We start from the raw sequence: 13218 nt of genomic DNA, 5'->3' as shown, positions 1-13218 counted from the left end.
CTCGGTGACGCGGTCACTTCACCAGGTCCGCGCGGAGGTCGTCGAGGACCAGACCGGCCGAGGTGACGCCGAGGCCCAGGTACCAGGTCTCGTCGGAGACGTCCTTCGCCCGGCCCTCCTTCACGGCCTTCAGGTTCTTCCACAGCGGGTTGGACCGGGCGGTGTCGCGCTGGGTGGCCTTCGGGTCGCCGTAGACGCCGGTGAAGATCCAGTCGGCGTCCGCCTCGTCGATCTTCTCGGGGCTGATCTCGGCGGCGAGGTCGTCGATCTGCTGGTTCTTCGGCCGCGGCAGGCCGACGTCCTGAAGGATCGTGCCGATGAACGAGGCCTTGGCGTAGAGCCGGAGGCGGTCGGGCATGTAGCGGACCATGGACACGGTCGGCTTGTCGGGGCCGATGTCCTCGCCGAGCTCGTCGGCCTTCGCCTCGTACGCGTCGAGATTCGCCTCGGCCTGCTTCGTGCGGTCCAGCGCCTGGGCGTTGAGGAGGTAGTTCTCCTTCCAGGTGAAGCCGGGGCGGATGGAGAACACGGTGGGGGCGATCTTGGACAGCTCGTCGTACTTGTCCGCGGCGCGGAGCTGGCTGCCGAGGATCAGGTCCGGCTGGAGGCCCGCGATGGCTTCGAGGTTGAGGCTGTTGATGGTGCCGACGCTCTTCGGCTCGCCCGCGTCCTTCTTCAGGTACGAGGGGATGGCCGCGTCGCCCTCGCTGGGGGCGTAGCCGACCGGCTTCAGGCCCAGCGACACCACGTTGTCGAACTCGCCGACGTCCAGCACGACCACGCGCTTCGGAGCCGTCTTGATCTCGGTCTTCCCCATGGCGTGGGTGACCGTACGGGGGAACTCGCCGGCCGCGGCGTCGGTGCCGTACGACGCGGTCTTCTTCGCCGCGTCCGCGAAGTCCTTGCCGCCCGTGGCGACGGCGGCCTTCTTGCCGCCGCCCGCGTCGGACTTCGCCGCGTCCGCGTCGCCGCCGTCACCGCCCCCGCAGGCCGACAGGGAGAGAGCGGCCGCCACGACCAGGGCGACTGCGGCGGTACCGCGGGGGCGAAGGGACATCACGTACTCCAGTTGTCCGCGTGCGTGCGTGGGATGCACGGGCGCTTGGTTAGGGCCGCCTAACCATAGACACGCCCCCCTCCGACAGCACACTCACCCCTGTCACCTCAGGAGAATCCGGGCATCGCCACCCTTATGTGTGAAGTGCGGTGGCTCGTGTTGTTCGGCTGGAAGTGCGAAAACTAGCTTTCGTAGCCGGAGGTGACGAGTCCATGACTGCCTGTGCCATCGAGGGTGGATCCGCCGGGGCCGCCGCGACGGCGGACCCGGAAGCGGAACCCGAACCGGAAGAGTCCGGAGAGCCCGGAGAGCCTGCCGGGGCGGACGCGGAGAACGGGGAAGCCGGGGAGGAGTACGGGGGAACCGGGGAAGCCGGGGAAGCCGGAAGAGCGGACGAAGCGGAAGCGTCGTCCACGGGGCCCGACGCACGGTCGGGCGCCGACGACGCACCGCCCCCCGGCCGCTTCACGCTCACCGCGGACGGCGCCTATGCCGCCCGGATCACCGCCGCCCCCGGGCCGCCGGGCGAGCGCGCCTGGTATCCCGAGCGGTGGACGCTGGACGGGCCCGAGCCGTACGCGGTGCCCCTCCCTCTCGACCAGCCCGAGGAGCCGGACTCCGAGGTGGCCCCACTCGCCGACGGGCGGGTGCTGATCCGGCGGAGGGTGGCGGACCGGCAGATGTTCTCGCTGCTCTATCCGACCGGCCCCGGGACCGGCGAACTCCTGCTGGGCGCGGTCGGATGCGCGGAGATGAGCCTGCTGCCGCCGTCGCCGGACGGCCGGTGTGTGTACGCCCTGGCGGCCGGCGAGGACCACGCGTCGCTGTGGCGGGTGGCGGGCGGCACGTTCGGGCCCGAGGAGGTCGCGCGGATTCCCGGCCGCTGCTCGGGCGGGGTGTGGCTGGACCGGGCGGGCCGGATGCTGGCGCTGGACCGGCGGGAGCCGGGCCGCGGGCCGGTCAAGGCGGTCGCCGTCGACCTCGGGCGGCAGGGTGAGGTGACGCCGCTGCTCCAGATCGCACCGGGGAGCAACGACCGGCTGCTGCTCGCGGACGCCGACAGCGGGCTGCTGCTGCTCCGCTCCGACGCCCCGGGCCACGACCGGCTCGGCTGGGGGGTGCTGGGGAGCTGCCTGCCCGTCAGGTTCCCCGAGTGCCTGCGCCTCCCGGATGTGGCGGTGACGCCGTTCGCGGTGCAGCCGGGCCAGATGCTGATGCCGGAGAGCTGCGCGGTGGCGCTGCGGATCGACGGGGCGCCGGGCAGCTGGGTGGGCGTCTGGCGCCCGGCGGGCCGGCAACTGCACCAGTTCGCAGCCCCGTTGGGCTGGGTGCCGGGGGCCGGGTACTGGAGCCGGGACGGTGTGCTGCGCCTGCCGTACGCGAACGGGGCGACGCCCTGCGGCGTGGCGCTGCTGGACGCCCCCGAGGACGTGGAACCCTCCTCCGTGACCGGCCGTACGGGTGGCGGGGAAGACGGAAGGGAACCGTCCGCCGCCGACACCGCTCCTGCTGTGTGTAAGCCCGTTCCGTTGGGGCAGGCGCCTCTGCACGGAGCCGCCCAACCTGATTGAATTCGGGGCCTGGGCTACGCGACCGTTCCGGGCGGGTACCGACGGTGACCGGGTCGGGCGACGGTGGCGGGGCCGGCGACACACGTAGGCGCGACACACGCAAGCGATCACAACGGGGTGACTTCCCACATGTCCGAAGCACGGACCGACACGACCCAGCAGCGCCCGACGGGGGCGGACGAAGGGGCCGGAACCAGCGGCTCCGGCAAGCACCGCGGGGGTGCGTCGACGGAGAACACGTCGGTGCGGCCGCACGGCCGCCACCGCCGGCCCGCGGAAGCGGAATCCGCGGCGGCCTGAGCCGCCGAGCAGTGCGGTACGGGAGGGCCCGGACCGGCGGACGTCCGCCGGTCCGGGCCCTTACCCATGTACGTGCCGAACCCGGCTACAGCCGCTTCAGCCCCAGCACTTCGGCGGCGGCGAAGGTCTCGTTCGGCGGCCGGTCCTCGTAGTACGGGGTGAGCAGTCCGTCCAGTTCCGCGAAGGTGAACGTCTCCTTCGCCGCGTCGAACCGGGCCGCCACCCTCGGCCGTTCGACGACGGCGACCATCCCCCCGTGGACGACGAGCAGTTGCCCGTTGACCCCGGCCGCCGCCGGTGAGGCGAGATAGCCGACGAGCGGCGACACGTGCTCGGGGGCCAGCGGGTCGAGGGTGCCGTCCGCCGGTTCCTGGAAGCCCGCGAAGACGTCCTCGGTCATCCGGGTCCGGGCGCGCGGGCAGATGGCGTTGGCGGTGACGCCGTACTTCGCGAGGGCGAGCGCGGTGGAGGTGGTGAGGCCGACGATGCCGCCCTTGGCCGCCGCGTAGTTGGGCTGGCCCGCCGAGCCCGCGAGGAACGCCTCGGAGGAGGTGTTGACGATCCGCCCGTAGACCGGCCCGCCGGTGGCCTTGGAGCGGGCGCGCCAGTGGGCTGCGGCGAAGTGCGTGGTGTTGAAGTGGCCCTTGAGGTGGACGCGGATGACGGAGTCCCATTCCTCCTCGGTCATCGAGAAGACCATCCGGTCGCGCAGGATGCCCGCGTTGTTGACCAGGATGTCGAGCCTGCCGTGGGCCGAGATCGCCGACTCGACCAGTTCACGGGCCTGTTGGTGGTCGGAGACGTCGCCGAGGTGGGCGACGGCCCGGCCGCCGGCCGCGCGGATCTCGGCGGCGACCTCCTCGGCGGGTGCGGCGGACGCCTCGCCGGAGCCGTCGCGGCCGGGCTGCCCGTAGTCGTTGACGACGACGGCCGCACCGAGCCGGGCCAGTTCGAGGGCTTCGGCGCGGCCGAGGCCGCGGCCCGAGCCGGTGACGATCGCGGACAGCCCGTCCAGCGGGAGGGGAAGTGACATCACGGTCCTCGGCTTCCTTGGATGCGGGCGGGGTTCAGAGCTCGATGCAGGTACGCAGCGCCTCGCCCGTGCGCATCTGGTCCAGGGCGTCGTTGATCCCGTCCAGCCGGACCCGGTGGGTGATCATCGACTCCAGGTCGATGCGGCCCGCCCGCCAGAGCGCGATGGCCCGCTCGTAGGAGCGCAGGACGTCCCCGCCGCCGTACATGGAGGGGAGGATGCGCTTCTCGTCGAAGAACAGCTCGAACATGTTGACCTGGAAGGTGTCGTCCATCGCCCCGGCCCCGACGACGCACAGGGTGCCGCCGCGGCGGGTGGTCTCGTAGGCGGTGCGGGCGGTGGCGGACTTGCCGACGACCTCGAAGACGTAGTCGAAGCCCTCGCCGCCGGTGATCCGCTGCTTGGCGTCGGCCAGTTCACCGGGTGCGACGGCCTCGGTGGCGCCGAAGCGCAGCGCGGCCTCGCGGCGGGAGGTGACGGGGTCGACGGCGACGATCTGGGCAGCGCCCCGGACCCGGGCGCCCTGGATCGTGGAGATGCCGACGCCGCCGCAGCCGATCACCGCGACCGACGAACCGGCTTCCACCTGTGCCGTGTTGATGGCCGCGCCCAGGCCGGTGGTGACCCCGCAGCCGATCAGGGCGGCGATCTCGAACGGTACGTCGTCGGGGATCGGCACCGCGCAGCCCGCGCCCACGACGACCTCCTCGGTGAAGGTGCCGGTGCCCGCGAAGCCGAAGACGTCGCCGCCGGGGCGCTTGAAGTTGGGGGTGCCCGCGTTCATGAAGCCCGCCAGGCACAGCTGGGTCTGGCCGCGCTTGCAGGACGGACACTCCCCGCAGGCGGGCAGCCAGCAGACGAGGACCCGGTCGCCGGCGCTCAGGCCGGTCACCCCGTCGCCGACGTCGACGACCTCGCCCGCGCCCTCGTGGCCGGGGATGAAGGGGGCGGGCTGCGGAAGGACGCCGCTCATCGCGGAGACGTCGGAGTGGCAGAGGCCGGTGGCGCGGATGCGGAGCTTGACCTTTCCCGGGCCGAAGCCCACCGCCTCGACGTCGTCGAGGACTTCGAGCTTCTCCTGGCCTATCTCGTGCAGTACGGCTGCGCGCATGGGTGGGGCTCCCTCGAATCGGCTGCCAAGAAGGGGAGTTACTGGATTCAGGCGTGTTCGACGAGCGTGTCGGCGAGGACCGGGGCGTCGTCGCGCTCGGCGGCGGTGACCGTGACCTGGACGCGGCCCTCCTCGGCCCACATCCGGACACGGAGGGTCTCGCCGGGGAAGACCACTCCGGCGAACCGGGTGCGGTAGGCGGTGATCCGGGAGACGTCACCGTCCAGGAGGGTGTCGGTGACGGCCTTCAGGGTCATGCCGTACGTGCACAGGCCGTGCAGGATCGGCCGGTCGAACCCGGCGAGCTTGGCGAAGGCGGGGTCGGCGTGGAGCGGGTTCCAGTCGCCGGAGAGCCGGTAGAGCAGCGCCTGGTCCTCGCGGATCGGGCGCTCCACCGTGCGGTCGGGCGCCCGCTCGGGCACGGTGAGCCGGTCGGACGGCCCGCGCTCCCCGCCGAAGCCGCCCTCGCCGCGGACGAAGATCTGGGCGTCGTTGGTCCACAGCGGTCCGTCGTCGTCGCTCGCCTCGGTACGCAGCACGATGACGGCGGCCTTGCCCTTGTCGTACGCCGCCGCGACCTTCGAGGTCTGGACGGCCCGGCCGGTCACCGGGATCGGGCGGTGGACGCGGACGGTCTGGCCGCCGTGCAGGACCGCGGCGAGGTCCACGTCGATCCCCGGCGCGCCCATCCCGCCGAAGGCGGCGGTGCCCGCGCCCGCGACGGTGGCGAAGCTGGGCAGCACGTGGAGCCGGGACTCCAGGGTGTAGCGGAGTTCGTCGGGGTCGGTGGCGGGGATGCCCGCGCCGAGGCCGAGGTGGTAGAGCTGGACGTCCTTGTGGTGCCAGCCGATCTCGGCCCGGCGGGGTTCGGCGGCGAGGGCCGCAGAGGCATCAATGGGCATGACGGAGCAGCTCCTTGATGGTGGAAGACCTCGGCACGGCCGTCCGCACCGTCGGCCGCACCGAGGTCGTGCGGTGACCGGCAGGGCACGCCCCTTCGGGAACAGGCACACTCCTTCTAGAACGCGTTCTAGCCGATGCCGATGGCCCATGTATAACGCAGGCCCCGGAAGTTGGGAAGACTGCTGACGTCCCGTCAGTTCAGTGGTGCGGGCCGGCGCCGGGGCCCTCGGTGGTTCGGCAGCCAGAGCAGCATCACGATCACTCCGGCCAGCAGCACCCCGCTCGCGGTGCGGAACGCCAGGGCGTATCCGGCGGTGATCTCGGCCGTGTCGCCGGAGCCCGCGGTGCGCGCGGCGGCGACGGTGGAGAGCACCGCGAGGCCCAGCGCGCCGCCCATGGTGCGGGAGGTGTTGACCAGGCCCGAGACGAGTCCGGCGTCGCCCGGCTCCGCGCCGGAGGTGGCGAGGGTGGCGAGCGGGGTGGAGGCGAGACCGGCGCCGGCCATCATCAGGACGCCGGGCAGGCAGATCGCGGTGAGGTAGGAGCCGTCCACGCCCATGGTGGACTGCCAGCCGAAGCCCGCGGCGGTGATCAGGACCCCGGCGACGGCGAGGCTCTTCGCCCCGGTGCGGACCATGAGGCGGGGGGCCAGCTTGGAGCCGATGACGACGGCGGCCGAGGTCGGGATCAGCGCCAGGCCGGCCTGCAACGGCGTGTAGCCCAGGACGTTCTGGGCGTACACGGTCATGAAGTACCACATGGAGAAGGTCGCCGACCCCATGAGCAGCATCGACACGTTGGCCGAGGAGACGGCCCGTACGGAGAAGACACGCAGCGGGACCAGCGGGACGGCGGTCCGCGCCTCGACCAGCACGAAGGCGGCCAGCAGCGCGAGTCCGGAGAGCAGCGGCACGAGCGTGGCGGCGGCGGTCCAGCCCTCGGCCTCGGTCTGGACGATGCCGTACGCCACGGCGGCGAGCCCCGTGGTGGCCAGGACCGCGCCCAGCAGGTCGATGCGGCGGCGGTCGCCCGCGCGGCCCTCGGTGACGCGCAGGGCGGCGCCGATCAGGACGAGCGCACCGATGGGCACGTTGATCAGGAGGACCCAGCGCCAGGAGAGGGCGTCGGTGAGGACCCCGCCGATGAGCCCGCCGGCCGCGCCGCCGCCCGCGCCGACGGCCATCCACGTGCCGATCGCCCTGGTACGGGCCGGGCCCTCGGGCACGGCCGCGGTGAGGATGGTGAGGGTGGCGGGCGCGAGGACGGCGGCCCCGAGACCCTGGGCGGCGCGGGCGGCCAGGAGCTGCCAGCCCTCCTGGGCGAGGCCGCCGGCGAGGGAGGCGGCGGTGAAGAGGCCGAGCCCGACGAGGAACATGAGCTTGCGCCCGTAGATGTCGGCGGCCCGCCCGCCCAGGAGCATGAACCCGGCGAACGCGATCGAGTAGGCGTTCACGACCCACTGGAGACCGACCGTGCTCAGCCCCAGGTCGGCCCGCATGGAGGGCAGGGCCACATTGACGACGGAGACGTCGAGGACGACGAGGAACTGGCCGGTGCAGGCGGCGAGCACGACGGCCCAGGTGCTGGGACGTATGCGGGAGGAGGCGGGCGGGGCGGCGGCGGGCGCGGAGACGTCGGGCATGTCGGCCATGGTCGCAGGCGTCGCGTGGCCCGTACATCGGGTATCGGACCCGGGTCCCGGGCCCCGGCCACCGGGACGGAGGTCCTACTCCGCGCCGGCTGCCGGGCCCCAGGGCTGTCGTCACATTCCCGTCGTCGCCCGGCAGGCGGGAATGTGACGACAGGACCTAGGTGCGGCGCAGCAGCGTGACCACCGCCGCCCCGCCGAGGCCGATGTTGTGGGCGAGGGCGGTCCGGGCGCCGGGGACCTGGCGGGCTCCGGCCTCGCCGCGCAGGTGCCAGGTCAGCTCGGCGGCCTGGGCGATGCCGGTGGCACCCAGCGGATGGCCCTTGGAGATCAGACCGCCGGACGGGTTCACCACCCACCGGCCGCCGTACGTCGTGGCCCCGGACTCGACGAGCTTGCCGGACTCTCCCTCGCCGCACAGGCCCAGCGCCTCGTAGGTGAGGAGTTCGTTGACGGAGAAGCAGTCGTGCAGCTCGATGACGTCGAGGTCGTCGGGGCCCAGGCCCGACGCGGCGTACACCTGCTCGGCGGCGGCCCTGGACATCGGGGCGCCGACCGCGTCGATGCAGCTGCCGGAGGCGAACGACGCCTCGGTGTCGGTGGTCATGGCCTGCGCGGCGATCTCCACGGCCCGCTCCCCCAGACCGTGCCGTTCGACGAACCGTTCCGAGACCACGACGGCCGCCGCCGCACCGTCGGAGGTGGGCGAGCACTGGAGCTTGGTGAGCGGGCGGTGGACGGTACGGGCGGCGAGGATCTCGTCGACCGTGTACGGGTCCTGGAACTGGGCGTACGGGTTGTCGACCGAGTGCCGGTGGTTCTTGGCCCCGACGGCGGCGAGCTGCGCGGGCGTCGTCCCGTACCGCTCCATGTGCTCGCGGGCCGCGTTGCCGAAGATCTGGGCGGTGGGCGGGGACATCTCGAAGCCGTGGCCGGCCGCCATGATGCCGTAGTGCCGGGCGACGGGCGAGGTCGCGAAGTCCTCGGCGCCGGAGCCGCCGCCCGCGCCGCCGCCCAGTGATCCGCGCGCCATCTTCTCGAAGCCGACGGCGAGGACGCAGTCGCTGCCACCGCCCTCGACGAACTGCCGGGCCAGCATCAGGGCCGTGGATCCGGTGGCGCAGTTGTTGTTGACGTTGTAGACGGGTACGCCGGTCAACCCCAGCTCGTAGACGGCGCGTTGCCCGGCCGTGGAGGCCTGGAAGCAGTAGCCGACGGGGACCTGTTCGACCTGGTCGTAGCGGACCCCCGCGTCCTCCAGCGCGGCGGTTCCCGCCTCGCGGACCATGTCCCAGTACTGCCAGTCGCGGGTCTCGGGCTTCTCGAACTTCGTCATGCCGACGCCGACGATGTAGGCCTTCATCTCTTCCGGCTCCTACTCCTGGTGGTGGAAGGGGTGTTCAGTCCCGGGGCAGGCCGAGGACGCGCTCGGCGACGACGTTGAGCTGGATCTGGGTGGTGCCGCCGGCGATGGTCAGACAGCGGGACATCAGGAAGCCGTGGAGGGCCCGCTCCCCCGCCGCCGGTTCGTCCACCGCGCCCTGCGGGCCCAGGAGTTCGAGGGTGAGTTCGGCGACCCGCTGCTGGTGGGTCGTCTGGACGAGCTTGCGGACCGAGGCCCCGGCGCCCGGTTGACCGCCGGAGACCTGCTGGAGGGTGGCGCGCAGCCCGATGCAGGCGAGCGCGTGGGCCTCGGCGGCGAGGGCGCCGATCCGGGCGCGGACGGTCTCGTCGAACCCGGCCGAGCGGGCGATCAGCGCCTCAAGGCCGGTATCGAAGGTCATCTGGTCGGCCATGTGGACGCGTTCGTTGCCGAGGGTGTGGCGGGCGACCCGCCAGCCGCCGCCGACCTCGCCGACGACGGCATCGGCGGGGAGGAGCACATCGTCGAAGTACACCTCGTTGAAGAGGGATGCGCCGGTGATCTCCCGCAGCGGCCGGATGTCGATGCCCCGGGCCTTCTTCATGTCGACCAGGAAGCAGGTGAGCCCGCGGTGCCTGGGCGCGTCCGGGTCGGTGCGGGCCAGCAGGATGCCGTGGTCGGCGGTGCGGGCGGCGCTCGTCCAGACCTTCTGCCCGGTGATCCGCCAGCCCTCGTCGGTCCGTACCGCACGGGTGCGCAGCGCGGCGAGGTCGGATCCGGCGTCGGGTTCGGAGAAGAGCTGGCACCACTGGAGATCACCGCGCAGGGTGGCCGGCAGATAGCGTTCGCGCTGCTCTGCCGTCCCGTACGCGATCAGGGACGGCACCACCCAGGTGGCGATGGACAGGTCACCGATCCGGATCCCCTGCTCGCGCAACTCCTCCTCGATCGCGAGCTGTTGTACGGGGCCGGCGTCCAGCCCGTACGGAGCGGGGAGGTGCGGGGCCGCGTAGCCGGTGGCGGCGAGGGCGCGGCGGGCCTCGCGGGGTGCGAGGCCCCGGGCGGCGGCGAGGTGGGGGCGGGCCTCGGCGCGGTGGCGGGCGGCCTCGGCGGGGAGTTCCAGGGCGAGTTCGCGGCGGGCCCCGGCCTCGGCGAGGCGGGCGGCGCGCAGCCGGTGGGCGTCGGCGGGGCCGAGGAGCTGACGGGCGAGGACGGCCCGGCGCAGCTGGAGGTGGGCGTCGTGCTCCCAGGTGAAGCCGACGCCGCCCAGGATCTGGATGGCGTCCTTGGCGCAGGTGTACGCGGCCTCCGGTGCGGTGGCGGCGGCGAGCGCGGCGGTGAGCCCGCGCGCATCGGCCGCGGTCGCCTCGGCCCCGCGCGCATCGGCCCCGGTCGTCTCGTCCGCGGTCGCCTCGTCCGCGGTCGCCTCGTCCGCGGTCGCCTCGTCCGCGGTCGCCTCGTCCGCGGTCGCCTCTCCTCCGGCCCCCTCGGCCCCGGCCGCCTCGTCCGCGGCGCGGGCCGCGTCCCAGGTGAGGGCGCGGGCCTGTTCGAGGCGGACGAGCATGTCGGCGCAGAGGTGCTTGACCGCCTGGAACGCCCCGATGGGCCGCCCGAACTGTTCGCGTACGGCGGCGTGGGCGACGGCGGTGTCCAGGCTCCGGGCGGCGGTGCCGCAGGCGTCGGCGGCGAGGAGGACGGCGGCCAGGTCACGGACGAGCCCGGGGGCGGCGACCGGCACGGCCCGGTCCGCCGGTACGTGGACGGCGTCGGCCCGCACCTCGGCTGTGGGCCGGGTCGGGTCGACGCTGCGGTGCGGGCGCACGGTGAGCCCTTGCGTACCGGCGTCCACGAGGAACCAGAGCACACCGCCAGACGCGTCGGCGGCGGGCAGCAGGAGCAGGTCGGCCGCGTCGGCGCTCAGGACGGGCGGGGCGGTGCCGTCGAGGCGGTGGCCGCCCGGGGTCGGGGTGGCGGCGAGGGTACCGGGGCCGAGGGCCAGGGCGGCGGTGCGGTCCCCGGCGGCGAGGGCCCGGAGCAGGTCACCGGTCCCGGGGCCCACCGTCCGCCGCAGCACCGCGCCCACCAGCGCGGTCGCGAGGTACGGCCCCGGCAGCGATCCGTACGCGGCCTCCTCCAGGACCACGGCGAGGTCGAGGAGGTTCCCGCCGCCACCGCCGTACGCCTCGGGCAGATGGATGCCGGTCAGCCCCTGCCCGGCGAGCGCCTCCCAGTGGGCGGGGCGCACGCCGGAGGCCGCCGGGCCTTCCGCGTCGAGGAGTTTGCGCACCTCGCCGGGTGGTGCGGCCCGCGCCAGCCACCCCCGTACGGAGTGCGCCAGCGCGCGGTGCTCCTCGGTGATGCCGATGCCGGTACCGATCGCCGTACCCCTGCCCGTGCCCCTGCCCATGCGCGTCTCCGCCGGTCGCAGCCACTGGAACGGCGCAAGAGTAGAACACGTTTCAATCTGACGGAAGGTCAGGAGACTGCCGGATCCGGCCGGAATACCACCGCCGCCGAGAAGCGTTCACCCTGCATGCACTTGGGGGGAGCCCGGGTGATCGACGGCTGCCCGGGAGGCCTCACGCATGCGAAGGACGCAACGGATACGGCACGCGGAGGAACTTCCCGAGCCGCGAGAAGCGCGCTCCGGCCCGATCGTGCCCGTCCTCGCCTTCGCGGGCATCACCGTCGCGGTCATGCAGACCCTGCTCGTCCCGGTCATCAAGGATCTGCCGGTCCTGCTGGACACCGCCCCGGCCGACGCCACCTGGGTGATGACCGCGACTCTGCTCGCGGGCGCCGTCTCGACCCCGATCATGGGCCGCCTCGGCGACCTCCACGGCAAGCGGCGGATGCTGCTCGCCTCGCTGGCCGTGATGGTGATCGGCTCGCTGATCTGCGCCTCCACCGACGACCTGATCGTGATGATCACCGGCCGCGCGCTCCAGGGCTTCGCCATGGGCGCGATCCCGCTCGGCATCGGCATCATGCGCGACGAACTGCCGCGCGAGAAGCTCGGCTCGGCGATGGCGCTGATGAGCTCGTCCATCGGGGTGGGCGGCGGGCTCGCGCTGCCCGTCGCCGCGCTGGTCGCCCAGCACGCCGACTGGCACGCCCTGTTCCTCGGGTCGGCCGGGCTCGGCCTGCTCGCGATGGCGCTGACGTACACGCTCGTCCCCGAACCCCCGCTGCGCGCGCCCGGCTCCTTCGACCTCATCGGCGCCCTCGGACTCTCGCTCGGCCTGGTCCTCCTTCTCCTGCCGGTCACCAAGGGCAGCGACTGGGGCTGGACCTCGGCGCCGACCCTGGGGCTGCTCGCCGCGTCCGTGGTCACCCTGGTGCTGTGGGGTCTGTTCGAACTGCGCATCCCGGCGCCGCTGGTCGATCTGCGCACCACCGCCCGCCGCGAGGTGCTGCTCACCAACCTTGCCTCGATCATGGTCGGGGTCGCCTTCTACGCGGTCTCCCTGGTCCTTCCGCAACTGCTCCAGCTGCCCACGTCGACCGGTTACGGCCTCGGGCAGTCCATGGTGGTCGCCGGGCTCTGCGTGGCCCCGCTGGGCGTGACGATGATGTTCGTCGCCCCGCTGTACGCCCGGATCTCGGCCCGACGCGGCCCCAAGGCCACGCTGATGCTCGGCATGCTGGTCATCGCGATCGGTTACGGGGCCGGGCTCGGCCTGCTCTCCGCCGCCTGGCAGACCGTGCTGATCGCGGTGATGCTCGGCGCGGGCATCGGCCTCGCCTACTCCTCGCTGCCCGCTCTGATCATCGGGGCCGTCGACCCGTCGGAGACCGGCGCGGCCAACGGCCTCAACACCCTGATGCGGTCCATCGGCACCTCGGTGTCGAGCGCCGTCATCGGCATGGTGCTCGCCAACACCTCCGTGACCACGGGCTCGGTCGAGGTGCCGTCCATGGAGGGGTTCCGGATCTCGTTCCTGATCGCCACGGGCGCGGTGCTGATCGGCCTGGTGCTGGCGGCGTTCCTGCCCCCACAGCGGCCCTCCGCCCACCCGGTGCTCCTGGCGAGCAGCGCGGACGCCGGACCGGGCCCCGCCCCCTCCCCCGCACCGGTCGCCCCGGTGGCCGCCGCGGCCCCCGCTGCGACGGCCGCCCGGACCGTACGGCACGATGGGGCGCCGTCGTCAGCAGAACCGCCCCCACCTGGAGGAACCCCGTGACCGCCACCCCCTCCCCGTCCCCGGACGTGCTCGCCGCGTTCGAGGCCG

10 protein-coding genes are annotated in these 13218 nt (G+C 73.3%); 3 read left to right on the top strand and 7 right to left on the bottom strand.

Annotated elements, in window-relative coordinates:
- Window positions 1–13 precede the first annotated feature (13 nt).
- The gene (locus tag IE140_RS07730; RefSeq protein WP_150197551.1) at window positions 14–1057 is read right to left on the bottom strand and encodes an ABC transporter substrate-binding protein; all 1044 of its coding nucleotides are present in this window, start codon (window positions 1055–1057) and stop codon (window positions 14–16) included.
- A 212-nt stretch (window positions 1058–1269) separates the two neighbouring features.
- Here IE140_RS07730 and IE140_RS07725 point away from each other — a divergent pair, with 212 nt between their 5' ends.
- On the top strand, window positions 1270–2628 hold the full coding sequence (locus tag IE140_RS07725) for a hypothetical protein (protein WP_150197550.1): 1359 nt from the start codon (window positions 1270–1272) through the stop codon (window positions 2626–2628).
- A gap of 129 nt (window positions 2629–2757) precedes the next feature.
- On the top strand, window positions 2758–2928 hold the full coding sequence (locus tag IE140_RS07720) for a hypothetical protein (protein ID WP_167533570.1): 171 nt from the start codon (window positions 2758–2760) through the stop codon (window positions 2926–2928).
- Between the two features lie 85 nt (window positions 2929–3013).
- Here IE140_RS07720 and IE140_RS07715 read toward each other — a convergent pair whose 3' ends face one another.
- The 6 genes from IE140_RS07715 to IE140_RS07690 form a co-directional block, all read right to left on the bottom strand.
- The gene (locus IE140_RS07715) at window positions 3014–3961 is read right to left on the bottom strand and encodes a 3-oxoacyl-ACP reductase (RefSeq protein ID WP_150197549.1); all 948 of its coding nucleotides are present in this window, start codon (window positions 3959–3961) and stop codon (window positions 3014–3016) included.
- A 34-nt stretch (window positions 3962–3995) separates the two neighbouring features.
- The gene (locus IE140_RS07710; RefSeq protein ID WP_150197548.1) at window positions 3996–5072 is read right to left on the bottom strand and encodes a Zn-dependent alcohol dehydrogenase; all 1077 of its coding nucleotides are present in this window, start codon (window positions 5070–5072) and stop codon (window positions 3996–3998) included.
- 47 nt (window positions 5073–5119) lie between these two features.
- Window positions 5120–5974, bottom strand: a complete 855-nt coding sequence (gene chsH3 / locus IE140_RS07705; RefSeq protein ID WP_150197547.1) for an enoyl-CoA hydratase ChsH3 — start codon at window positions 5972–5974, stop codon at window positions 5120–5122.
- Between the two features lie 194 nt (window positions 5975–6168).
- Window positions 6169–7626, bottom strand: a complete 1458-nt coding sequence (locus IE140_RS07700; protein WP_150197546.1) for an MFS transporter — start codon at window positions 7624–7626, stop codon at window positions 6169–6171.
- Window positions 7627–7783: 157 nt separating this feature from the next.
- The gene (locus IE140_RS07695) at window positions 7784–8986 is read right to left on the bottom strand and encodes a lipid-transfer protein (RefSeq protein WP_093443788.1); all 1203 of its coding nucleotides are present in this window, start codon (window positions 8984–8986) and stop codon (window positions 7784–7786) included.
- 37 nt (window positions 8987–9023) lie between these two features.
- Window positions 9024–11393, bottom strand: a complete 2370-nt coding sequence (locus IE140_RS07690) for an acyl-CoA dehydrogenase family protein (protein WP_189460215.1) — start codon at window positions 11391–11393, stop codon at window positions 9024–9026.
- Window positions 11394–11571: 178 nt separating this feature from the next.
- Here IE140_RS07690 and IE140_RS07685 point away from each other — a divergent pair, with 178 nt between their 5' ends.
- Window positions 11572–13170 carry an MFS transporter gene (locus IE140_RS07685; protein ID WP_189460213.1) on the top strand — a complete coding sequence of 533 codons (1599 nt, stop codon included), beginning with the start codon at window positions 11572–11574 and terminating at the stop codon, window positions 13168–13170.
- The last annotated feature ends 48 nt before the right edge of the window (window positions 13171–13218 follow it).

It is taken from the genome of Streptomyces parvus (assembly GCF_014648875.1).
Taxonomy (GTDB): Bacteria; Actinomycetota; Actinomycetes; order Streptomycetales; family Streptomycetaceae; genus Streptomyces; species Streptomyces parvus.
The sequence above is the reverse complement of the archived record's forward strand: the minus strand, read 5'-3'. Positions and strand labels throughout refer to the sequence as shown.

Coding starts and splice junctions, on each gene's coding strand:
- IE140_RS07720 (WP_167533570.1), top strand. CDS start 2,758: ATGTCCGAAGCACGGACCGACACGACCCAGCAGCGCCCGACGGGGGCG.
- IE140_RS07700 (WP_150197546.1), bottom strand. CDS start 7,626: ATGGCCGACATGCCCGACGTCTCCGCGCCCGCCGCCGCCCCGCCCGCC.
- IE140_RS07685 (WP_189460213.1), top strand. CDS start 11,572: ATGCGAAGGACGCAACGGATACGGCACGCGGAGGAACTTCCCGAGCCG.
- IE140_RS07690 (WP_189460215.1), bottom strand. CDS start 11,393: ATGGGCAGGGGCACGGGCAGGGGTACGGCGATCGGTACCGGCATCGGC.
- IE140_RS07730 (WP_150197551.1), bottom strand. CDS start 1,057: ATGTCCCTTCGCCCCCGCGGTACCGCCGCAGTCGCCCTGGTCGTGGCG.
- IE140_RS07710 (WP_150197548.1), bottom strand. CDS start 5,072: ATGCGCGCAGCCGTACTGCACGAGATAGGCCAGGAGAAGCTCGAAGTC.
- IE140_RS07725 (WP_150197550.1), top strand. CDS start 1,270: ATGACTGCCTGTGCCATCGAGGGTGGATCCGCCGGGGCCGCCGCGACG.
- IE140_RS07715 (WP_150197549.1), bottom strand. CDS start 3,961: ATGTCACTTCCCCTCCCGCTGGACGGGCTGTCCGCGATCGTCACCGGC.
- chsH3 (WP_150197547.1), bottom strand. CDS start 5,974: ATGCCCATTGATGCCTCTGCGGCCCTCGCCGCCGAACCCCGCCGGGCC.
- IE140_RS07695 (WP_093443788.1), bottom strand. CDS start 8,986: ATGAAGGCCTACATCGTCGGCGTCGGCATGACGAAGTTCGAGAAGCCC.